Source organism: Enterobacter sp. FW301-JW81 (assembly GCF_058788735.1).
In genome coordinates this window covers 64,563-86,706 of record NZ_JBYTBA010000009.1, presented here as the reverse complement: position 1 = coordinate 86,706, position 22,144 = coordinate 64,563, and the positions used below count along the sequence as shown (strand labels likewise).

22 protein-coding genes are annotated in these 22,144 nt (G+C 56.8%); 18 read left to right on the top strand and 4 right to left on the bottom strand.

All coding sequences use genetic code 11. The features are described from left to right. The first annotated feature begins 1 nt into the window (after window position 1). The 6 genes from livF to ugpQ all read left to right on the top strand — a co-directional run bounded on the left by livF (window position 2) and on the right by ugpQ (window position 5,939). Entirely contained in the window at window positions 2–715 is a 714-nt protein-coding gene (gene livF, locus AC3WOK_RS22085) for a high-affinity branched-chain amino acid ABC transporter ATP-binding protein LivF (protein WP_047345613.1), read from the top strand. A 260-nt stretch (window positions 716–975) separates the two neighbouring features. Next, the gene (ugpB, locus tag AC3WOK_RS22080) at window positions 976–2,292 is read left to right on the top strand and encodes a sn-glycerol-3-phosphate ABC transporter substrate-binding protein UgpB (protein ID WP_301512242.1); all 1,317 of its coding nucleotides are present in this window, start codon (window positions 976–978) and stop codon (window positions 2,290–2,292) included. Between the two features lie 102 nt (window positions 2,293–2,394). Continuing rightward, window positions 2,395–3,282 carry a sn-glycerol-3-phosphate ABC transporter permease UgpA gene (ugpA, locus tag AC3WOK_RS22075; protein WP_059312952.1) on the top strand — a complete coding sequence of 296 codons (888 nt, stop codon included), beginning with the start codon at window positions 2,395–2,397 and terminating at the stop codon, window positions 3,280–3,282. Then, on the top strand, window positions 3,279–4,124 hold the full coding sequence (gene ugpE, locus AC3WOK_RS22070) for a sn-glycerol-3-phosphate ABC transporter permease UgpE (protein ID WP_063958086.1): 846 nt from the start codon (window positions 3,279–3,281) through the stop codon (window positions 4,122–4,124). The genes ugpA and ugpE overlap by 4 nt, the downstream gene beginning before the upstream one ends. A 1-nt stretch (window position 4,125) precedes the next feature. Further along, entirely contained in the window at window positions 4,126–5,196 is a 1,071-nt protein-coding gene (locus AC3WOK_RS22065) for a sn-glycerol-3-phosphate import ATP-binding protein UgpC (RefSeq protein WP_492355116.1), read from the top strand. Further along, on the top strand, window positions 5,193–5,939 hold the full coding sequence (gene ugpQ, locus AC3WOK_RS22060; protein WP_492355115.1) for a glycerophosphodiester phosphodiesterase: 747 nt from the start codon (window positions 5,193–5,195) through the stop codon (window positions 5,937–5,939). Before AC3WOK_RS22065 ends, ugpQ begins: the two co-directional genes overlap by 4 nt. Here ugpQ and AC3WOK_RS22055 read toward each other — a convergent pair. Further along, window positions 5,923–6,300: a DUF2756 family protein gene (locus AC3WOK_RS22055; protein WP_063958100.1), complete on the bottom strand. Its 378-nt coding sequence runs from the start codon at window positions 6,298–6,300 to the stop codon at window positions 5,923–5,925. The genes ugpQ and AC3WOK_RS22055 overlap by 17 nt on opposite strands. 126 nt (window positions 6,301–6,426) lie before the next feature. Here AC3WOK_RS22055 and ggt point away from each other — a divergent pair, with 126 nt between their 5' ends. Beyond that, window positions 6,427–8,169, top strand: coding sequence for a gamma-glutamyltransferase (gene ggt / locus AC3WOK_RS22050; protein WP_492355123.1), 1,743 nt, complete (start codon window positions 6,427–6,429; stop codon window positions 8,167–8,169). A gap of 91 nt (window positions 8,170–8,260) precedes the next feature. On the opposite strand, the gene yhhY is transcribed toward ggt, so the two are convergent. Further along, window positions 8,261–8,749: an N-acetyltransferase gene (gene yhhY, locus AC3WOK_RS22045; RefSeq protein WP_047345606.1), complete on the bottom strand. Its 489-nt coding sequence runs from the start codon at window positions 8,747–8,749 to the stop codon at window positions 8,261–8,263. A 255-nt stretch (window positions 8,750–9,004) separates the two neighbouring features. Between yhhY and AC3WOK_RS22040 the strand changes: the two genes are divergently transcribed. From AC3WOK_RS22040 to gntU, 5 genes are all read left to right on the top strand, one after another. Continuing rightward, window positions 9,005–10,042: an oxidoreductase gene (locus AC3WOK_RS22040; protein WP_492355114.1), complete on the top strand. Its 1,038-nt coding sequence runs from the start codon at window positions 9,005–9,007 to the stop codon at window positions 10,040–10,042. Between the two features lie 123 nt (window positions 10,043–10,165). Beyond that, window positions 10,166–10,861: a pirin family protein gene (locus tag AC3WOK_RS22035; protein WP_000639796.1), complete on the top strand. Its 696-nt coding sequence runs from the start codon at window positions 10,166–10,168 to the stop codon at window positions 10,859–10,861. A 101-nt stretch (window positions 10,862–10,962) separates the two neighbouring features. Continuing rightward, window positions 10,963–11,958 carry a gluconate operon transcriptional repressor GntR gene (gene gntR / locus AC3WOK_RS22030; protein ID WP_021242747.1) on the top strand — a complete coding sequence of 332 codons (996 nt, stop codon included), beginning with the start codon at window positions 10,963–10,965 and terminating at the stop codon, window positions 11,956–11,958. 126 nt (window positions 11,959–12,084) lie between these two features. Then, window positions 12,085–12,612, top strand: a complete 528-nt coding sequence (gntK, locus tag AC3WOK_RS22025) for a gluconokinase (protein ID WP_492355113.1) — start codon at window positions 12,085–12,087, stop codon at window positions 12,610–12,612. A 3-nt stretch (window positions 12,613–12,615) separates the two neighbouring features. Further along, window positions 12,616–13,956 carry a gluconate transporter gene (gntU, locus tag AC3WOK_RS22020; RefSeq protein ID WP_010436459.1) on the top strand — a complete coding sequence of 447 codons (1,341 nt, stop codon included), beginning with the start codon at window positions 12,616–12,618 and terminating at the stop codon, window positions 13,954–13,956. A 117-nt stretch (window positions 13,957–14,073) separates the two neighbouring features. On the opposite strand, the gene plsB is transcribed toward gntU, so the two are convergent. After that, entirely contained in the window at window positions 14,074–16,494 is a 2,421-nt protein-coding gene (gene plsB / locus AC3WOK_RS22015; protein WP_492355112.1) for a glycerol-3-phosphate 1-O-acyltransferase PlsB, read from the bottom strand. A 154-nt stretch (window positions 16,495–16,648) separates the two neighbouring features. On the opposite strand from plsB, the gene AC3WOK_RS22010 reads away from it, so the two are divergent. The 4 genes from AC3WOK_RS22010 (at window position 16,649) to AC3WOK_RS21995 (ending at window position 19,465) form a co-directional block, all read left to right on the top strand. After that, window positions 16,649–17,017: a diacylglycerol kinase gene (locus tag AC3WOK_RS22010; RefSeq protein ID WP_492355111.1), complete on the top strand. Its 369-nt coding sequence runs from the start codon at window positions 16,649–16,651 to the stop codon at window positions 17,015–17,017. A gap of 108 nt (window positions 17,018–17,125) precedes the next feature. Further along, window positions 17,126–17,734, top strand: coding sequence for a transcriptional repressor LexA (gene lexA, locus AC3WOK_RS22005; RefSeq protein ID WP_024906710.1), 609 nt, complete (start codon window positions 17,126–17,128; stop codon window positions 17,732–17,734). A 63-nt stretch (window positions 17,735–17,797) separates the two neighbouring features. Next, window positions 17,798–19,135 carry an MATE family efflux transporter DinF gene (gene dinF, locus AC3WOK_RS22000; protein WP_059312945.1) on the top strand — a complete coding sequence of 446 codons (1,338 nt, stop codon included), beginning with the start codon at window positions 17,798–17,800 and terminating at the stop codon, window positions 19,133–19,135. Between the two features lie 120 nt (window positions 19,136–19,255). Then, window positions 19,256–19,465, top strand: a complete 210-nt coding sequence (locus tag AC3WOK_RS21995; protein WP_014882139.1) for a CsbD family protein — start codon at window positions 19,256–19,258, stop codon at window positions 19,463–19,465. Window positions 19,466–19,512: 47 nt separating this feature from the next. On the opposite strand, the gene zur is transcribed toward AC3WOK_RS21995, so the two are convergent. Next, on the bottom strand, window positions 19,513–20,025 hold the full coding sequence (zur, locus tag AC3WOK_RS21990; protein WP_047345602.1) for a zinc uptake transcriptional repressor Zur: 513 nt from the start codon (window positions 20,023–20,025) through the stop codon (window positions 19,513–19,515). A 115-nt stretch (window positions 20,026–20,140) separates the two neighbouring features. Here zur and AC3WOK_RS21985 point away from each other — a divergent pair, with 115 nt between their 5' ends. Together AC3WOK_RS21985 and AC3WOK_RS21980 are read left to right on the top strand one after the other, a co-directional pair. Beyond that, window positions 20,141–20,629, top strand: a complete 489-nt coding sequence (locus tag AC3WOK_RS21985) for a cupin domain-containing protein (RefSeq protein WP_059312944.1) — start codon at window positions 20,141–20,143, stop codon at window positions 20,627–20,629. A 172-nt stretch (window positions 20,630–20,801) separates the two neighbouring features. Then, window positions 20,802–22,112: a conjugal transfer protein TraF gene (locus AC3WOK_RS21980; protein WP_047345600.1), complete on the top strand. Its 1,311-nt coding sequence runs from the start codon at window positions 20,802–20,804 to the stop codon at window positions 22,110–22,112. The last annotated feature ends 32 nt before the right edge of the window (window positions 22,113–22,144 follow it).

Here is a 22,144-nt window from a genome sequence, read left to right as displayed (position 1 = left end):
GATGGAAAAAGCGATGTTAACGTTCGACAAGGTCAATGCGCACTACGGCAAGATCCAGGCACTGCATGACGTCAGCCTGCATATCAATCAGGGTGAAATCGTCACCCTGATCGGGGCCAACGGCGCGGGCAAAACCACGCTGCTCGGCACCCTGTGCGGCGACCCGCGCGCCAGCAGCGGGCGGATTGTGTTTGATGGCAAAGACATTACCGACTGGCAGACGGCCAAAATTATGCGCGAGGCGGTGGCGATTGTTCCGGAAGGACGTCGCGTGTTTTCCCGCATGACGGTGGAAGAGAACCTGGCGATGGGCGGGTTCTTCGCCCACCGCGATGAATACCAGACCCGCATTAAGTGGGTGTATGAACTCTTCCCGCGCCTGTGGGAGCGCCGCATTCAGCGTGCGGGCACCATGTCCGGCGGCGAGCAGCAGATGCTGGCGATTGGCCGCGCGCTGATGAGCCAGCCGCGCCTGCTGCTGCTGGACGAACCGTCGCTCGGTCTGGCGCCGATCATCATCCAGCAGATTTTCGACACCATCGAGCAGCTGCGTAAAGAGGGGATGACCATCTTCCTCGTCGAGCAGAACGCCAACCAGGCCCTGAAGCTCGCCGATCGTGGCTACGTGCTGGAGAACGGGCGCGTGGTGCTCTCCGATACCGGCGACGCGCTGCTGGCGAACGAGGCGGTGCGGAGCGCGTATTTAGGCGGTTAATCGCATTTCCCACTCACCCTAACCCTCTCCCTCAAGGGAGAGGGAACCGATCGCTTTTCTCCCTCTCCCCGTGGGAGAGGGTCGGGGTGAGGGCACCAGACCGCACCCAATCCCCCTTCACACAACCATCATCCCCCTGACGCCTGGCTGTCACTTATCTGTAAACAAACAGTTATTTTTCTGTCATTCGAGCATGTCATGTTACCTCGCGAGCATAAAACGCGTGATATCGCGCATCCGGCACAATAAGAGAGATGACAATGACATCGTTACGACACACAGCTTTGGGTCTGGCACTGGGTCTGGCTTTTGCGACGAACGCAATGGCTGTGACGACCATTCCGTTCTGGCATTCCATGGAAGGGGAGTTGGGTAAAGAAGTTGACTCCCTGGCGCAGCGTTTCAACGACACCCATCCGGATTACAAAATTGTGCCGGTGTACAAAGGCAACTACGAGCAGAGCCTGAGCGCGGGCATCGCCGCCTTCCGTACCGGTAACGCCCCTGCGCTGTTACAGGTTTATGAAGTGGGTACCGCGACCATGATGGCCTCCAAAGCCATTAAGCCGGTGTATGAAGTGTTCAAAGACGCGGGTATCAACTTCGACGAATCCCAGTTCGTGCCAACCGTGGCGGGTTATTACACCGATTCCAAAACCGGGCATCTGCTGTCCCAGCCGTTTAACAGCTCTACGCCGGTGCTGTACTACAACAAAGATGCCTTCAAAAAAGCCGGTTTAGACCCGGAGCAGCCGCCAAAAACCTGGCAAGACCTGGCCGAATACACCGCGAAGCTGAAAGCGGCGGGGATGAAGTGCGGTTACGCCAGCGGCTGGCAGGGCTGGATCCAGATTGAAAACTTCAGCGCCTGGCACGGCCTGCCGGTTGCGACAAAAAACAACGGCTTCGACGGCACCGATGCGGTGCTGGAATTCAACAAGCCGGAGCAGGTGAAGCACATCGCGCTGCTGGAAGAACTCAACAAGAAGGGCGACTTCAGCTACTTCGGGCGTAAAGACGAATCTACCGAGAAGTTCTACAACGGTGACTGCGCCATTACCACCGCCTCGTCCGGCTCGCTGGCCGATATCCGTCACTACGCCAAATTCAACTACGGCGTGGGCATGATGCCATACGACGCTGACGTGAAGGGCGCGCCACAGAACGCCATTATCGGCGGGGCGAGCCTGTGGGTGATGCAGGGCAAGGACAAAGGCACCTACAAAGGCGTGGCCGAGTTCCTCGACTTCCTGGCGAAGCCGGAAAACGCGGCCGAATGGCACCAGAAGACCGGCTACCTGCCGATTACCAAAGCCGCGTATGACCTGACCCGCGAGCAGGGCTTCTACAGCAAGAACCCGGGTGCGGATATCGCGACGCGCCAGATGCTGAACAAGCCGCCGTTGCCGTTCACCAAAGGCCTGCGCCTGGGCAACATGCCGCAGATCCGCACCATCGTTGATGAAGAGCTGGAAAGCGTGTGGACTGGGAAGAAAACGCCACAGCAGGCGCTGGATTCAGCGGTAGAGCGCGGGAATCAGCTGCTGCGCCGCTTTGAGCAGTCGACCAAATCGTAAAAAAATGCCCGGTGGCGCTTTGCTTACCGGGCCTACGATGTGCCCCATGTAGGCCGGGTAAGGCGTAGCCGCCACCCGGCATTGTTCAGGAACCAAATCTCAATGTCATCATCCCGTCCGGTGTTCCGTTCCCGCTGGCTGCCCTATCTTCTGGTCGCGCCGCAGCTGGTCATCACCGTTATCTTCTTTATCTGGCCTGCGGGCGAAGCGCTGTGGTACTCGGTACAAAGCGTCGATCCGTTCGGGCTTTCCAGCCAGTTTGTTGGCCTGGATAACTTCGCTGCCCTGTGGCATGACAGCTACTACCTGGACTCCTTCTGGACGACGATGAAGTTCAGCGCGCTGGTCACCGTGAGCGGCCTTGTCGCCTCGCTGTTCTTTGCCGCGCTGGTGGATTACGTGGTGCGCGGCAGCCGTATTTATCAAACGCTGATGCTGCTGCCGTACGCCGTGGCCCCCGCCGTCGCCGCCGTGCTGTGGATCTTCCTGTTTAACCCGGGGCGCGGGTTGATTACCCACTTCCTGGCCGAACTGGGCTACGACTGGAACCATGCCCAGAACAGCGGTCAGGCAATGTTCCTGGTGGTGTTCGCCTCTGTGTGGAAGCAGATCAGCTACAACTTCCTGTTCTTTTTTGCCGCGCTGCAGTCCATCCCGCGCTCGCTGGTGGAAGCGGCGGCGATTGACGGCGCAGGGCCTATTCGTCGCTTCTTCAGGCTGTCGCTGCCGCTGATCGCCCCGGTGAGTTTTTTCCTGCTGGTGGTCAACCTCGTGTACGCCTTCTTCGACACCTTCCCGGTGATCGACGCGGCCACCGCGGGCGGCCCGGTACAGGCCACCACCACGCTGATTTATAAGATCTACCGCGAAGGCTTCGCCGGTCTGGATCTTTCAGCCTCCGCCGCGCAGTCGGTCGTGCTGATGTTCCTCGTTATCATCCTCACGGTGGTGCAGTTCCGCTATGTCGAAAGTAAGGTGCGCTACCAATGATTGAGAACCGTCGCGGGCTGACGATTTTCAGCCATACCATGCTGATTTTAGGAATTATCGTCATCCTGTTCCCGCTGTACGTGGCGTTTGTCGCCGCCACGCTGGACACCAAAGCGGTGTTCGACACGCCGATGACGCTGATCCCCGGCACACATCTTTTCGAGAACATAAAAACCATCTGGACCCAGGGCGTGGGTGCCAACAGCGCGCCGTTCTGGCTGATGATGCTCAACAGCTTCATCATGGCGTTTGGCATCACCGTCGGCAAAATCACGGTGTCGATGCTTTCGGCGTTCGCCATCGTCTGGTTCCGCTTTCCGCTGCGTAACCTGTTCTTCTGGATGATTTTCATCACCCTGATGCTGCCGGTGGAGGTGCGTATCTTCCCGACGGTGGAGGTGATCGCCAACCTGAAGATGCTCGACAGCTACGCGGGCTTAACCCTGCCGCTGATGGCCTCGGCGACCGCCACCTTCCTGTTCCGCCAGTTCTTTATGACCCTGCCGGACGAGCTGATTGAAGCCGCCCGCATCGACGGCGCCTCGCCGATGCGCTTCTTCCGCGACATTGTGCTGCCGCTGTCGAAAACCAACCTCGCGGCGCTGTTTGTGATCACCTTTATCTACGGCTGGAACCAGTACCTGTGGCCGCTGCTGATTATTCAGGACGTCAACCTCGGCACCGCCGTCGCGGGCATCAAAGGCATGATCGCCACCGGCGAAGGCACCACCCTCTGGAACCAGGTGATGGCGGCGATGCTGCTCACCCTTATCCCACCCGTAGTCATTGTTTTAGCCATGCAGCGTGCGTTTGTCCGCGGCCTGGTCGATAGCGAGAAATAAGATGGCAGGTTTAAAACTTCAGGCAGTAACCAAAAGCTGGGACGGTAAAACCCAGGTGATTCAGCCGCTGACGCTCGACGTGGCGGACGGGGAATTCATCGTCATGGTCGGCCCGTCCGGCTGCGGCAAATCCACCCTGCTGCGCATGGTGGCGGGGCTGGAGCGCGTGACGTCCGGAGATATCTGGATTGACCGCCAGCGCGTTACCGAGATGGAGCCCAAAGATCGCGGCATCGCGATGGTGTTCCAGAACTACGCGCTTTATCCGCACATGAGCGTGGAAGAGAACATGGCCTGGGGGCTGAAAATCCGCGGGATGGGAAAAGGCCATATCGAGGAGCGCGTGAAAGAGGCGGCACGCATTCTGGAGCTGGACGGCCTGCTGAAGCGCCGCCCGCGCGAGCTCTCCGGCGGCCAGCGCCAGCGCGTGGCGATGGGGCGCGCCATCGTGCGCGATCCGGCGGTGTTCCTGTTCGACGAACCGCTCTCTAACCTCGACGCCAAGCTGCGCGTGCAGATGCGTCTTGAGCTGCAGCAGTTGCACCGTCGTCTGAAAACCACCTCCCTGTACGTGACCCACGATCAAGTCGAAGCCATGACCCTCGCCCAGCGCGTGATGGTGATGAACAAAGGCATCGCCGAGCAGATTGGCACCCCGGTGGAGGTGTATGAGAAACCGGCTACCCGCTTTGTGGCGAGCTTTATCGGCAGCCCGGCAATGAACCTGCTGGAAGGACGGATCAGCAGCGCGGGCACCCACTTTGAACTGGAAAGCGGGATGGCATTGCCCATCAACTGGTACTATCGTGGCCACGCCGGGCGTAAGATGACGCTCGGTATCCGCCCGGAGCATTTTGGTTTAACCTCTCAGGCGGACGGCGGCGTGCCGCTGGTGATGGACACGCTGGAGATGTTGGGTGCAGATAACCTGGCGCACGGACGCTGGGGTGAGCAAAAAATAGTGGTGCGTTTAGCGCATCAGGAACGCCCGAAAGCAGGCAGCACGCTGTGGCTGCACCTGCCGGAAAATCACCTGCACTTCTTTGACGGTGAAACAGGACAACGAGTATGAGCAACTGGCCTTATCCCCACATCGTCGCCCACCGGGGCGGCGGTAAGCTGGCGCCGGAAAACACGCTGGCGGCGATTGACGTTGGCGCGCGCTACGGCCACACGATGATCGAGTTCGACGCCAAGCTGTCGAAAGACGGCGAAATTTTCTTGCTGCATGACGATAACCTCGAACGCACCAGCAACGGCTGGGGCGTGGCGGGTGAATTGCCGTGGCGCGATCTGCTTAAGGTAGATGCCGGAAGCTGGTACAGCGGCGAATTCAAAGGCGAGCCGCTGCCGCTGCTGGCGGAAGTGGCAGATCGCTGCCGCCAGCACGGCATGATGGCCAATATCGAAATCAAACCGACCACCGGTACTGGGCCGTTAACGGGCAAGGTTATCGCGCTGGCCGCGCGTGAGCTGTGGGAAGGCATGACGCCGCCGCTGCTCTCCTCGTTTGAAGTTGACGCCCTGGAAGCGGCACAGGCGGCCGTGCCGGAACTGCCGCGCGGGCTGCTGCTGGACGAGTGGCGCGAAGACTGGCGCGAGCTGACGACCCGCTTAGCGTGTGTCTCTATTCATCTCAACCACAGGCTGCTGGATGAGGCGCGGGTGAAGATGTTGAAAGCGGCGGGTCTGCATATTCTGGTTTATACGGTCAACAAGCCCCAGCGCGCGGCCGAGCTGCTGCGCTGGGGCGTGGACAGCATCTGTACCGATGCGATTGACATCATCGGCCCGAACTTTAGTTCTGCGGATTAAGCATACTGCCGTTCGACTGCGGCGGCAGCATATGCTGCTGTCCGCTGCCTGACGACGTCATGCCGCCTAACATCCCGCCGTTTTTATTGGGCAGCGGCTGTTCACGTACCTGTCCCTGCTGCACGCGCTGCGTGTTGGTATTCATCTGATTTTGCAGGCTCTGCTGCTGCATCTGGGTCTGCGTTTTCAGCTGCTGATTCAGCATCCCTTTCTGCTGTTGCTGCTGGCTCATCATCTCGGTCTGCATGCGCTGCTGGCTCGGGATAACATAACCCTGCTGGTTCGGGTTATTCATGGTGTTCAGTGGCTGTGCGAGCGCGGCAAACGGGATCAGCGCCGTAAGAATCAGTAAGCGTTTCATTGTCATTTCCTCCTTTTGAGGTCTCTCTTAAGTTTACCCTGATTTCACCATGACGATGATTTTTTAGGAGTTGTGAACCAGGCTTAAGCGGGGAATATGGATCCCTTCACCTGGAGAACAATAATGATGAAACCAACGTTTTTGCGCTGGGTAGCAATCGCTGCGCTGATGGCCGGCGGCACATTTAGCGTGGCGGCCAACTCGCCAGCGGCTCCTCCTGTTTCTTACGGCGTGGAGGAGGATGTTTTTCATCCCGTGCGGGCAACCCATGGCATGGTGGCGTCGGTGGATGCTCTGGCAACCAAAGTGGGCGTCGATATTCTCAAGCAGGGCGGTAACGCGGTTGATGCAGCGGTCGCCGTCGGCTATGCGCTGGCGGTGACGCACCCGCAGGCGGGGAACCTGGGCGGCGGCGGCTTTATGATGCTGCGCACCAAAGACGGCAAAACGACGGCCATCGACTTCCGCGAGATGGCGCCTGCTCAGGCGTCCCGCGATATGTTCCTCGACGATCAGGGTAACCCTGACAGCAAAAAATCCCTGACGTCGCACCTCGCCTCCGGCACGCCGGGCACCGTCGCAGGCTTCTCGCTGGCGCTGGAAAAATACGGCACCCTGCCGCTGAATAAAGTGGTGCAGCCTGCCATCAAGCTGGCGCGCGACGGCTTTGTGGTAAACGATGCGCTGGCGGACGACCTCAAAACCTACGGCAGCGAAGTTATTCCGAATCATGAAAACAGCAAAGCGATCTTCTGGAAAGACGGTGAGCCGTTGAAGAAGGGCGACAGGCTGGTGCAGAAAAACCTCGCCAAAAGCCTGGAGCTGATTGCGGAGCACGGCCCGGACGCTTTCTACAAAGGGGCGATTGCTGACCAGATTGCTGAAGAGATGCAAAAGAACGGCGGGCTCATCACCAAAGCCGATCTGGCAGAATACAAAGCGGTGGAGCGCGAGCCGATTAGCGGAACCTACCGCGGCTACGAGGTGTTCTCCATGCCGCCGCCGTCTTCCGGGGGCATTCACATCGTGCAGATCCTCAACATTCTCGAAAACTTCGACATGCACAAGTTCGGCTTCGGCAGTGCGGATGCCATGCAGGTGATGGCGGAAGCGGAAAAACGCGCTTACGCCGACCGGTCGGAATATCTCGGCGATCCGGACTTCGTGAAGGTGCCGTGGCAGGCGCTGACTAACAAGGCGTATGCCAAATCCATTGCCGACCAGATTGATATCAACAAGGCCAAGCCGTCGAGCGAGATCCGCCCAGGCAAGCTGGCGCCGTATGAAAGCAACCAGACCACCCATTTCTCGGTGGTGGATAAAGACGGTAACGCGGTAGCGGTGACCTACACGCTCAACACCACGTTTGGTACCGGAATTGTGGCGGGCAACAGCGGCATTCTGCTGAACAACGAGATGGATGACTTCTCCGCCAAGCCGGGCGTGCCGAACGTCTACGGGCTGGTGGGCGGCGATGCGAATGCGGTAGGGCCGAAGAAACGCCCGCTGTCGTCCATGTCGCCGACTATCGTGGTGAAAGATGGTAAAACCTGGCTGGTGACCGGTAGCCCGGGCGGTAGCCGTATTATCACTACCGTGCTGCAGATGGTGGTGAACAGCATCGACTTTGGAATGAACGTCGCCGAAGCGACCAACGCCCCGCGTTTCCACCACCAGTGGCTGCCGGACGAGCTGCGCGTCGAGAAGGGCTTTAGCCCGGATACGATTAAACTGCTGGAGCAGCGCGGGCAGAAGGTAGCGGTGAAAGAGGCGATGGGCAGCACCCAGAGCATTATGGTGGGTCCAGACGGGGCGTTGTTTGGCGCGTCGGACCCGCGGTCGGTGGATGATTTATCGGCGGGGTATTGATGTGTTGTTGCCGGGTGGCGGCTTCGCCTTACCCGGCCTGGGTTTTTCATTCCCTCTCCCTATGGGAGAGGGTTAGGGTGAGGGCAATAAACTACTTCATCCGCGCCATATAATACGCGTCCACATACTCGCCGTTGCGCAGGGCAAATTTCCTGCCGGTCCCTTCGATTTCAAAGCCAAAATTTTTATAGAGCGCGACTGCCGCCGGGTTATCGGCAAAGACCGTCAGTTCTATGCGTTCAATGCGCAGCCAGTTGTCGCACAGGTTAATCATTTCGCTCATGAGCCTGCGGCCTACGCCGCGCCCCTGCATATCCGCAGCCACGCTTATGCCGAATGTGGCAACGTGGCTGCGACGGGGGTTTTCCATCACGTCCAGCGCCATATGTCCGATAACGCGCTGTTCCAGACAGGCAACAAGATGGCGTCGGCCTGGTTTTGTCGCAACGCGTTCGTGCCACATTTCCATTGAGGGATGAGGGAGCTGTAGCGTGTCGTGATACACATCAGGATGCGACATGATGTCACGCAAAGCTTCTGCATCGCTGGGTTCGATGTGGCGTATCACTATTTCACTCATTCCTTATTCCTCAGTCAGTTAAACGTCCCTTCCAACATCAATGACTTTAAAATTTGAGTCAACCGCTAATTTTTGCAAAAAGTATTGGACAAGTGCGAATGAGAATGATTATTATTGCTCTGCATTCAGGAAGACCGCTACGGGAACCTGAAAGCACGACATTGCTCACATTGCTTCCAGTATTACTTTAGCCAGCTTCTCGCTGGCTTTTTTTTTGTTATGGTTAGACTCAGTAACCTTAAAAAGGACTGAGCCATGACACTACATTGCGCATTTATTGGATTTGGCAAAAGCACCACGCGTTACCACCTTCCGTATGTTCTTCACCGTAAAGATACCTGGCACGTGGCCCATATCTATCGCCGCCGCGCGAAGCCGGAAGAGCAATCCCCGCAGTATTCCCATATTCATTTCACCAGCGATCTCGACGAGGTACTGGGCGACCCGCAGGTTAAACTGGTCATCGTCTGTACCCACGCCGACAGCCACTTCGACTACGCTAAGTGCGCGCTCGAAGCGGGCAAAAACGTGCTGGTAGAAAAGCCCTTCACCCCGACTATCGCCGAAGCGAAGGAACTGTTCGCGCTGGCGAAAAGCAAAGGCCTGACCGTTACGCCGTATCAGAACCGTCGCTTCGACAGCTGCTTCCTGACGGCGAAAAAGGCGATTGATAGCGGCAAGCTCGGCGACATTGTGGAAATTGAAAGCCACTTCGACTACTACCGCCCGGTGGCGGAAACCCAGCCCGGGCTGCCGCAGGATGGCTCCTTCTATGGTTTGGGCGTCCATACCATGGACCAGATCATCTCGTTGTTTGGCCGCCCGGATCATGTCACTTATGACATCCGCAGCCTGCGGAATAAAGCCAACCCGGACGATACCTTTGAAGCGCAGCTGTTCTACGGCGACCTCAAAGCCATCGTCAAGACCAGCCATCTGGTGAAAATCGACTATCCGAAATTTATCGTTCACGGGACCCGAGGCTCGTTTATTAAGTACGGCATTGACCAGCAGGAGACCAGCCTGAAGGCCAACGTTATGCCCGGTGAGCCGGGATTTGCGGCGGATGATTCCGTTGGCGTGCTGGAGTATGTGAACGACGAGGGCGTGACGGTCAGGGAAGAACTCAAACCCGAAGCGGGTGACTACGGCCGCGTGTACGATGCGCTGTTTGAGACCCTCGCCAACGGCACGCCGAATTACGTCAAGGAATCTGACGTTCTGACCAACCTGGAAATCCTTGAGCGGGCCTTCGAACAGGCCTCTCCTGCCACGGTAACCCTCGCGAAATAAGCAAAAAAGGCTCCTCTGCGCTTGTTCATAATTTTTGAACAGAGGAGTCAATTTTCACCCTCTATGATCCCAGACCGTTTGCGTCCACACTTACTCCATCGAAACGAACTGAGGGTGAAAACAATGATCTACTTACGCAAAGCAAACGAACGTGGTCACGCGAATCATGGCTGGCTGGACTCATGGCATTCATTCTCGTTTGCCGACTACTACGACCCGAACTTCATGGGCTTCTCCGCACTGCGCGTGATTAATGACGACGTGATTGACGCAGGCCAGGGCTTTGGTACCCACCCGCACAAAGACATGGAAATCCTGACCTATGTGCTGGAAGGCGCGGTTGAGCACCAGGACAGCATGGGCAACAAAGAGCAGGTTCCGGCGGGCGAGTTCCAGATTATGAGCGCGGGTACCGGGGTACGTCACTCCGAGTACAACCCGAGCAAAACGGAAAAACTGCACCTGTATCAAATCTGGATCATTCCAGAAGAAACCGGCATCACGCCGCGCTACGAGCAGCGCCGCTTTGACGCGAAACAGGGCAAACAGCTGGTACTGTCCCCGGACGCGCGTGAAGGTTCCCTGAAAGTGCATCAGGATATGGAGTTGTACCGCTGGGCGCTGGCGAAAGATGAACAGTCTGTGCATCAGATTGCCGCTAACCGCCGCGTCTGGATCCAGGTGGTGAAAGGTGAAGTGTCCATCAACGGCACCAAAGCGACAACCGCCGATGGTCTGGCAATCTGGGACGAGCAGGCGCTCTCCGTGCATGCCGACAGCGAAAGTGAAATTCTGCTGTTTGACCTGCCGCCGGTGTAATAAATCATAAATAAATGCCCATCCTTCCCTATGACAGGGGAAGGATGGGCTTTGTCCGTGATAAACTGAGAAAATCTCTCACTTCAAGATTTCTCAGGACGATGAAAAAGAAACGCCCCGTACTTCAGGATGTCGCCGATCGCGTCGGTGTGACCAAAATGACGGTCAGCCGTTTTTTACGTAACCCGGAACAGGTTTCCGTGGCGTTGCGTGGCAAGATTGCCGCTGCCCTTGATGAACTGGGTTATATCCCCAACCGCGCACCCGATATTCTCTCGAATGCGACCAGCCGCGCGGTGGGCGTCCTTCTGCCGTCCTTAACCAACCAGGTGTTCGCCGAAGTTCTGCGCGGCATTGAAAGCGTCACCGATGCTTTTGGTTACCAGACCATGCTCGCCCACTACGGTTACAAGCCGGAACTGGAAGAGGAACGTCTGGAATCGATGCTTTCCTGGAACATTGACGGCCTGATTTTAACCGAACGTACCCACACAGCCCGCACGCTCAAAATGATTGAAGTCGCCGGCATTCCGGTGGTGGAACTGATGGACAGCCAGTCGCCGTGCCTCGACATCGCCGTGGGCTTTGATAACTTCGAAGCGGCGCGTCAGATGACGGCGGCAATTATCGCTCGCGGGCATCGTCATATTGCCTACCTGGGTGCGCGACTTGATGAACGTACTATCATCAAACAGAAGGGATACGAGCAGGCGATGCTCGACGCGAACTTAACCCCTTACAGCGTGATGGTGGAGCAGTCCTCTTCCTATACGTCGGGTATTGAGCTGATGCGTCAGGCGCGACGTGAGTATCCGCAACTGGACGGTATTTTCTGTACCAACGATGACCTTGCGGTCGGCGCGGCGTTTGAGTGTCAGCGTCTGGGGCTGAAGATCCCTGATGATATGGCGATCGCCGGCTTCCACGGCCACGACATTGGCCAGGTGATGGAGCCGCGTCTGGCGAGCGTCCTGACCCCACGTGAACGTATGGGCCGCATTGGCGCAGAACGCCTGCTGGCGCGCATTCGTGGCGAGACGGTTACCCCAAAAATGTTAGATTTAGGTTTCACCTTGTCACCGGGTGGATCTATTTGAACTGACAAATTTGAAGTAGCTCACACTTATTCACTTCGCGCACGTTTGGATATTGCTTCTCTTTTGCCCCGGCAGGACAATGTTACCGATAACTGTTACCCGTAACAATTGACTGAGGGACACCCTTTGAGCACGACTAATCACGATCACCACGTCTACGTCCTGATGGGCGTTTCCGGTAGCGGGAAATCAGCCGTAGCCAGCGAAGTGGCGCATCAACTCCAGGCTGCGTTCCTTGATGGCGACTTCCTCCATCCGCGCAGCAACATCATGAAAATGGCCTCCGGCGAGCCGCTGAACGACGACGACCGCAAGCCGTGGTTGCAGGCGCTGAATGACGCCGCGTTCGCCATGCAGCGCACCAATAAAGTTTCCCTGATCGTCTGCTCCGCGCTGAAAAAAACCTATCGCAACCTGCTGCGTGACGGCAACCCGAACCTCTCTTTCATCTACCTGAAAGGAGACTTCGAGGTGATTGAAAGCCGCCTGAAGGCGCGTAAGGGTCACTTCTTCAAAACTCAGATGCTGGTGACGCAGTTCGAAGCGCTGCAGGAGCCGGGTGAAGACGAGAAAGACGTCTTAGTGGTTGATATCGATCAGTCACTGGAAGGTGTTGTTGCCAGCACCATCGAGGTCATTAATAAAAGGCAGTAAGTTTTGAGTACATTGACGCTAGTTTTGACAGCAGTGGGTTCCGTATTGCTGCTGCTGTTTTTAGTGATGAAGGCGCGTATGCACGCCTTTGTTGCTTTGATGGTGGTTTCTATTGGTGCAGGTCTCTTTTCCGGTATGCCGCTCGACAAGATCGCCGCGACGATGGAAAAAGGGATGGGCGGCACGCTGGGCTTCCTGGCGATTGTGGTCGCGCTTGGCGCGATGTTTGGCAAGATTTTGCACGAGACGGGCGCGGTCGACCAGATTGCCGTCAAAATGCTGAAATCCTTTGGCCACAGCCGCGCGCACTATGCGATAGGCCTGGCGGGGCTGATTTGCGCGCTGCCGCTGTTCTTCGAAGTCGCCGTGGTGCTGCTGATTAGCGTGGCGTTCTCCATGGCTCGCCATACCGGCACTAACCTCGTGAAGCTGGTTATTCCGCTGTTTGCGGGCGTGGCGGCGGCCGCAGCGTTTCTGCTGCCCGGACCCGCGCCGATGCTGCTGGCCTCCCAGATGCACGCTGACTTTGGCTGGATGATTCTGATTGGCCTGTGCGCGGCGATCCCGGGGATGATTATTGCCGGCCCGCTTTGGGGCAACTTCATCAGCCGTTACGTTGAGCTGCACATTCCTGACGACATCACCGAGCCGCACCTGGGCGAAGGCAAAATGCCGTCCTTCGGCTTTAGCCTGTCGCTGATCCTGTTGCCGCTGGTTCTCGTGGGGCTGAAAACTATCGCCGCGCGCTTTGTGCCGGTAGGGTCTTCCGCCTACGAGTGGTTCGAGTTCATCGGCCATCCGTTTACGGCGATCCTGGTGGCCTGTCTGGTGGCGATTTACGGCCTGGCGATGCGTCAGGGGATGCCGAAAGACCGGGTGATGGAGATCTGCGGTGCCGCGCTGCAGCCTGCGGGTATCATCCTGCTGGTGATCGGTGCAGGCGGCGTGTTCAAGCAGGTGCTGGTGGATTCTGGCGTAGGCCCGGCTCTGGGTGAGGCGCTGACCGGAATGGGCCTGCCGATTGCGGTAACCTGCTTTGTGCTGGCTGCGGCGGTGCGTATTATCCAGGGTTCTGCAACCGTGGCATGTTTAACCGCCGTGGGCCTGGTGATGCCGGTAATTGAACAGCTGAACTACTCCGGTGCGCAGATGGCCGCGCTGTCTATCTGTATCGCGGGCGGTTCGATTGTGGTCTCCCACGTTAACGACGCAGGCTTCTGGCTGTTCGGTAAATTCACCGGCGCCACCGAAGCGCAGACCCTGAAAACCTGGACGCTGATGGAAACCATCCTCGGCACGACGGGTGCGATTGTCGGGATGATTGCCTTTACGCTGCTGAGCTAAATGCGGTGATTTAAAACGGCTTAAAAATAAGGCCCGGTAGCGTTAGCGCTTACCGGGCCTTTTTATTATGCAGACAGCAGGCCGGGAAAGGTGAGACCACCACCCGGCGTTTTCACATCATTCGCCCTGCGTGGCGCTCTCAATCGTCAAACGCACGTCCGAGGTGATCAGCTCTGCCAGCATCTGGTATACCTTCAGCGTCTCTTCCGGTTCGGCATCGCCCGTATCGCTGATAAAGCCTTCGTCACGCAGCGTCAGCACCAGGGAACTGAAGACCGCTTTGTCGAAGAATTCAGGGGCGTTAATGCCGTGCAGAACGGACAGGCGCTGTGCCAGCGTCCGGCTCTCTTTTTCCAGCGTACCGCGGTTGATAGACGGGTTCGCACTCAGCAGCCAGAAGGTAATGGCGTAGCGCTGCAGCGTTTCGCGCGCACCGGCCGCCAGCAGCTGCAGGGTACGGGAGCGTGACGGATTGATGTGCAGCTCGTCATTCGTGACGGTGATCAGCCCCTGGCGGCGCAGTTCTTCCGTCAGTTTGTCCAGCTCGCCCGCCAGCTCTTCTTTGCTCCAGCGCAGGAACAGCTCCGCTTTCAGCATCGGGTAGAGCGTATCAACGTGACGCAATAGCTCCTGACGCGAGATGCGGCGATGCTGGGTGATGATGGCCGCCATGAGCGACGGCAGCATCAGCATATGGGTGATGTTGTTGCGGTAGTACGTCATCAGCACTGCCTGCTCGCGCGGCAGAATGATGATGTCGCCGATCGTGTCTTTTTCGACTTCAAACTTGTTCATCTGCAGCGCGTGATCGATAAGCTCACTGGCGGTCGCAGAAGGCACGGTTGAATCGACCGAATATGGCACGTTGCGCATCATATCCAGATAGCAATCCAGCTGTTCCGTCAGCTGTTCACGGGTCAGCGAGCGCTGGCGCGAAGCGAGAAGCGCCGTACAGCACAGGTTCATGGCGTTAGCCGCCCCGGCGTTGTTAATGCGCACCATCAACTCGGACGCAATGCCGTTGACCGTTGGCGTCAGCCAGGCCGGACGGATCGCTTCGATAGGGTCGATGGACTCGCGCCACTCCGGAACGTGATGGTTCAGATACGTCATCAGCGGCATCGGCTCGCCAAAGTTCACGTAGCCCTGGCCCAGGTTGCGTAACTTGCTCAGGCCGCGCAGCATCTGCGGCAGGCTCTCTTTCTCTTTGGTCGCACCGCGCAGCTCTTTGGCGTAAGTGCCCACTTCCATTACGTGCTCATAGCCAATGTAGATTGGCACCAGCGTGATGGGACGGGTTCCTCCGCGCAGCATGGCCTGAATGGTCATCGACAGCGTGCCGGTCTTAGGATCGAGCAGACGTCCGGTACGGGAACGGCCGCCCTCCACGAAGTACTCCACGGAATAGCCGCGGCTGAACAGCTCGCCGAGATATTCACGGAATACGGTGGAGTAGAGCTTGTTGCCCTTAAAGGTACGCCGGATAAAGAAGGCGCCCAGGCGGCGGAAAATCGGGCCTGCTGGCCAGAAGTTCAGGTTGATGCCGGCAGCGATGTGCGGCGGCACCAGCCCCTGGTGATAGAGGACATAGGAAAGAAGCAGGTAGTCCATGTGGCTGCGGTGGCAGGGAACATAGACAATTTCATGGCCATCGTGCGCCAGCTGACGTACGCGCTCGGCGTTATGAACGTTGATGCCCTGGTAGAGGCGGTTCCAGGTAAAGCCGAGAATACGATCGGAAAGGCGGATCATCTCGTAAGAGAAGTTCGCTGCAATCTCTTCCATCAGCGCAATGGCGTTCTGCTGGGCTTTCTCATGCGAAATTTTCTTGCTGCGCGCTTCGTCTTCTACGGCGCGGGCAATCGCTTTGGAAGCCAGCAGCTTGTTGAACAGATCCTGACGCGCCGGGAGGCGTGGCCCTACGGCAGCCAGGCGCTGACGGGCGAAGTGCATACGCGCCACGCGCGCCAGTTTTTGCGCGATGATCTTGTCGGTGCCGTGCTCGTCCGCCATTCGACGCAGCGAAACGGAAGGCGAGAAGCGCACAAAGCTGTCGCGTCCCAGCCAGGAGACCGCGAAGAATTTCTGGATGCCGTTAAGCATGCGCAGCGGTGGATTCTCTTCACCTTTTTCACGGCCCGGACGGCGACCAAACATCACCGATACCGGCACCATCTGCACATCCAGGTCAGGATTGCTGCGGTGCAGGTCGAGATAGTCATGGAACAGCTTGATGGACTCTTCTTTTGGCGTGTAATAGGTAAACACGCGAGGTCCGCCATGAATGAACACGTAGCGCGGCAGCAGGGTGCCGTCAACTTCCAGCGGTTCAAGCGGGTCAGGTAGGTCATGCGCCAGACACTGGGCGCGAAGCGTCAGTAAGTCTGCCTTCGAGTTATAAGGCAAAACGTACATAATAGGACGCGACGTATCGAGCCCCAATTCCAGCGCGGGTTCTGCTGGGATAGACTTGCTTTTTACCAGGATGCTTAATGGTAAATTAAGTAATTTGTAGTAAATTCGTGGCCAGCCGGACATAAACGATGTAAAGCCTCTGGTTAATAATGCAATTGCGGCGCAAGGATAACAGAAAGCGCGCAAAATTTCTGTTGTTACCCGTCATACTTCAAGCGGCAGCGAAACGCGCTACAGCTATAGTTACTGACGCTATTTCCAATAAAAGGTTCTTTTAATGGCCAATAATACCACTGGGTTAACTCGAATCATCAAAGCCGCCGGCTATTCCTGGAAAGGTTTCCGCGCCGCGTGGATCAATGAAGCCGCTTTTCGCCAGGAGGGCGTCGCCGCTATCATCGCGGTGATTATCGCCTGTTTCCTTGATGTTGATGCAATAACACGCGTACTTCTGATCGGCTCCGTGCTTCTGGTGATGATAGTGGAAATTCTTAATAGCGCTATTGAGGCTGTTGTTGACCGTATCGGCTCTGATTTCCACGAACTCGCTGGCCGGGCAAAAGACATGGGCTCTGCTGCCGTGCTGCTGTCAATTATTACTGCCGTTATCACCTGGGTCACGCTGCTTTGGTCACATTTCCGATGAGCCTCGAGGAATAATTAAGTCCCTGGTTTTTTGTGCAGTTTTTGGTTCCAAAATCGCCTTTGACTGTATATACTCACAGCATAACTGTATATACACCCAGGGGGCGGAATGAAAGCGTTAACGACCAGGCAGCAAGAGGTGTTTGATCTCATCCGGGATCATATCGGCCAGACGGGTATGCCACCCACGCGTGCGGAAATCGCGCAGCGTCTGGGCTTCCGTTCTCCGAATGCTGCCGAAGAACACCTGAAAGCGCTGGCACGTAAGGGCGTGATTGAGATTGTTTCGGGCGCGTCACGTGGTATCCGCCTGCTGGTGGAAGAAGAGACGGGCATTCCGCTGGTGGGGCGCGTTGCTGCGGGTGAGCCTTTACTGGCACAGCAGCATATTGAAGGCCACTATCAGGTCGATCCAGCCATGTTCAAACCGAGCGCTGATTTCCTGCTGCGCGTAAGCGGTATGTCAATGAAAGACATCGGTATTCTTGACGGCGATCTGCTTGCGGTTCACAAAACGCAGGATGTGCGCAACGGCCAGGTCGTGGTCGCACGCATCGATGACGAAGTCACCGTCAAGCGCCTTAAAAAGCAGGGTAACACCGTCCAGCTGTTGCCTGAAAACAACGAGTTCTCCCCGATTGTGGTGGATCTCCGTGAACATAACTTCTCTATCGAAGGACTGGCGGTTGGGGTTATTCGCAACGGTGAATGGCTTTAATCTCTTCCTGACAGGCTACGGCTCCGCTGTAGCCTGATTCATTTTCTGCTCCCGGTATTTTTCATGTCACTGCTGACGGCATCCGATAAGGCATTGTGGCGTCTTGCTCTGCCAATGATTTTCTCCAATATCACCGTGCCCTTGCTGGGTCTGGTCGATACTGCCGTTATTGGTCATCTTGATTCGCCTGTTTATCTTGGCGGCGTGGCGATTGGCGCGACGGCAACCAGCTTCCTGTTTATGCTGCTGCTCTTTTTGCGCATGAGCACCACCGGACTGACCGCACAGGCTTATGGCGCAAAAGATCCGCTGCGTCTGGCTCGCGCGCTGGTGCAGCCGCTGATACTTGCGCTTGGCGCGGGGGCGTTAATCGTTTTACTGCGCGCTCCCCTGATTGACCTTGCGCTTCATATCGTTGGCGGCAGCGAAGCGGTACTGGAGCAGGCGCGACGTTTTCTTGAAATCCGCTGGCTCAGCGCGCCCGCCTCGCTGGCTAACCTGGTTCTGCTGGGCTGGCTCCTGGGCGTACAGTACGCCCGTGCACCGGTGATTTTGCTGGTAGTGGGTAACCTTCTCAACATCGTGCTGGATATCTGGCTGGTGATGGGTCTGCATATGAACGTGCAGGGTGCGGCACTGGCGACCGCGATTGCAGAATACGGAACCTTTATTATTGGTTTGTGGATGGTCTGGCGCGTTCTGGCGATGCGCGGGATCTCCCTTGCGCTGCTTAAAACCGCCTGGCGCGGGAATATCCGTAAGCTGCTGGCGCTCAACCGTGACATCATGCTGCGCTCGCTGCTTCTTCAGCTCTGTTTCGGCGCGCTGACGGTTTTCGGGGCCCGGCTGGGGCCCGAAATCGTCGCGGTCAACGCGGTATTGATGACGCTTCTGACCTTTACCGCCTACGCGCTGGACGGCTTTGCCTATGCGGTTGAAGCGCATTCTGGGCAGGCGTATGGCGCGCGCGAAAGCGGGCAGCTACAGGATGTCTGGCGGGCAGCCTGCCGTCAGTCGGGACTGGTCGCGCTGGCGTTTGGTCTGGTTTATGCCTGTTTTGGCGAGCAGATTGTGGCGTTACTCACCTCTCTTTCTTCACTGCGCGAGCTGGCGGGCCATTACCTTATCTGGCAGGTGATTTTACCGGTGGTCGGCGTCTGGTGTTATCTCCTGGACGGCATGTTTATCGGTGCGACGCGCGGAGCCGAAATGCGTAACAGCATGGCTGTCGCGGCGGCCGGATTTGGCCTGACGCTGTTGACGCTACCGTGGCTTGGCAACCACGGTTTATGGCTGGCCCTTGCCGTCTTCCTCTCGCTGCGGGGGTTATCGCTGGCTTTTATCTGGCGGCGCCACTGGCGGGACAATACCTGGTTCCCCTCGCGTCACGATATATCGTGACGGTTAAAGATTCCGAATATGAAACCAACAGCCGAATCCTTAACTACAATAATTATCACGTCCAGCAGAAAAGAACGTAACGGACGTTACGACCCGACGCTTAACTAAGAGGACACGATGATGAATAAAGACGAAATCGGCGGCAACTGGAAGCAGTTCAAAGGTAAAGCGAAAGAACAGTGGGGTAAGCTGACTGATGACGATATGACCGTCATTGAAGGTAAACGCGATCAGCTTGTCGGTAAAATTCAGGAACGTTACGGCTACGCGAAAGATCAGGCGGAAAACGAAGTCAAAGACTGGGAAACCCGTAACGACTACCGCTGGTAACGCTGAATAACCCACGAGGCGGCTCTAAGCCGCCTTTTCTTTTGTCGCTAACGCGGCTTTTTCTTCACGAGTATAGAGTGGTCATGCTGGCACGCGTCCTGATGACGACAGGCTTCCACTTCAACGCACGCTGAACACAGCCCGTGCGCTTCAATCACGTTATGACGCAGGGCAAAGCCCATTTTAGCGGCCAGCGAATGCATAATGTCTTCCACGCCTTCCGCGCCTTCTTCTTTCACAACCCCACAGCGGTCACAGATAAACATCGCCGATGTATGCGTTGGCTGATCGAACAGATGGCACAGCACATAGCTGTTTGTGGACTCTACTTTATGCACGAATCCTTGTTCCAGCAGGAAATCCAGCGCGCGGTAGACCGTCGGCGGTTTCGCCTGCGGCTCGCTTTCGCGGAGCAGGTCGAGCAGATCGTAGGCGCTGATTGCACCCTGCTGCAGGCTCATCAGACGTAATACTTCAAGGCGCTGCGGAGTCAGGCGCACATTGCGTTGCGCGCACAGCTTTTCGGCCTGCGCTAACAGCTCTTTTGTGGACTTATCCATGTAGCACCCCGGATGTTATAGGACGGAAAACCCTCACTTTATCATGTTCTGGTAAAAACACCGAGATCCGCCAGTCTGTGCTATACCTGACCCATCGCAAACCGGGAAATAAACAATGAAAAGACCTGACTGTATTCGGCACTGGCGCGACGTTGAAGGTGCGGATGATTCGACCTATCCAGGGAGTGATGAGCTGTTTTCTATCGGTGCACCGCTGGCTCGCAGGCTCGGGCTCGGGCGCATTGGCATTCATCATGAACGGTTGCCGCCGGGACGCAGGACGTCTTATCCCCATGCGGAAAGCGACGAAGAAGAGTTTATCTACGTGCTCGAAGGCTACCCGGAGGCCTGGATTAATGGCTATTTGTGGAAGCTTGAACCGGGCGACAGCGTGGGGTTCCCCGCCGGAACCGGTATCTGCCATACCTTTATCAACAACACGGATGAAGAGGTTCGGCTACTGGTCGTTGGCGAGGCCAACAAGAAGCACAACCGCATCTACTACCCGCTCAACCCCGTGTATGCCGCCACGCGTGAAGATCGCTGGGTCGACCATCCTCCACAGTTTTTTGGACCGCACGATGGAAAACCTGGGAAAAAATAATTTCCTCTTCTATAAATATTGAGGGCCGTCACAAAATATAACAGGCCGTAAGGGAATTTTACTTAGGGAAAGAAATAGCGGGTCTTTTACTACTTATTCACAGCAATAGTTCGTTCCTGTTTGGGTGATAACAGACAGGGGTTATTTCATAACAGACTATAACGGGCATCCTGTGAAAAAAAATTTTAAATTTTCGGTGGTGAGTATCGCTGTCTCCTTGTTTATGGCAAATCAGGCGGGAGCAGCCAATACCTGGACAGAATCACGTAGCGACGCAATGGGTGGCACTGGCGTTGCCTCTGGCAGCTATGGCAGTGGGGCGTTAATCAACCCCGCGCTGCTGGCAAAGGCAAAACCGGACGATGATGTGACGGTTATCTTGCCTTCGGTCGGCGCGCAGATCACAGATAAAGACAATCTTCAGGATGAGATTGATAATATCAACGACAAAATTAACCACTATAAAGACGTGGTGGATAATCTTACGCCGATTGAAATTATCACCAATCCGCTGGGTTCTATTAACCAGTTCCAGGGCGCGGCAAAAGATCTTGCCGACGAGCTGGACTATCTCAAGGGCAAAACCGCACGCGCGACGGCAGGGGCTGGCATTGCAGTGAGTATCCCTAACGACGTGCTCTCCGTGGCCTTTATGGCGAAAGGCTACGCCCATGGTCGGGTAAGCTCGTCTATCGATCAACAGGACATTGATTATCTGCGCGGTATTCAAAAAAGCGATGCGGTAGCGGCCGGTGTCGCGCTGGATGCTGCCCTGAACGGCACGGATCAAATCACCAAAAACCTCAACTCTACGGCTTCTGGCCGGGCGGCAATTGTGTCCGACTACGGCGTTGCCGTTGCGCGCCAGTTCGATCTCGGCGGTGTCCCGGTATCCGTGGGCGTGACGCCAAAACTGCAAAAAACCTGGGTCTATAACTACACCACCTCAATCTACGATTACGACAGTAATAAGTGGAACGATAGCCGCTACCGTACAGACGATACGGGCTTTAACGTTGATGCCGGTATTGCGGCTGATTTCGGCGAAAACTGGACGGTTGGCGTGAGCGGACAAAACCTGATGTCGCGTGATATCGACACCAAAGATATCCGTATCCGCAACGGGCGTACCGGGGAAGTGGTGAGCTATAAAGATACCTACCAGATCCGTCCGCTGGTGACCGCCGGGGCCGCCTGGCACAACGATCTGGTGACGCTGACTGCCGATGGCGATCTGACGGAAACCAAAGGCTTCAAGAGCGAAGATAACTCACAGTACGTTGGCGTCGGTGCCGAGGTTACGCCGCTGAGCTGGCTGGCCGTGCGTGCGGGTTATCGCGCGGACGTGAAGGGTAACGACAGCAATGTCTTTACCGGCGGTGTCGGTTTCGCGCCGTTTAGCACCGTTCACGTTGACCTGATGGGGCTGTACGGCGAAGACGAAACCTGGGGCGCAGGGGCTCAACTGAGCATGACGTTCTAAAGTCCACCGGAGGCGCTGCGCCTCCGGCTTTT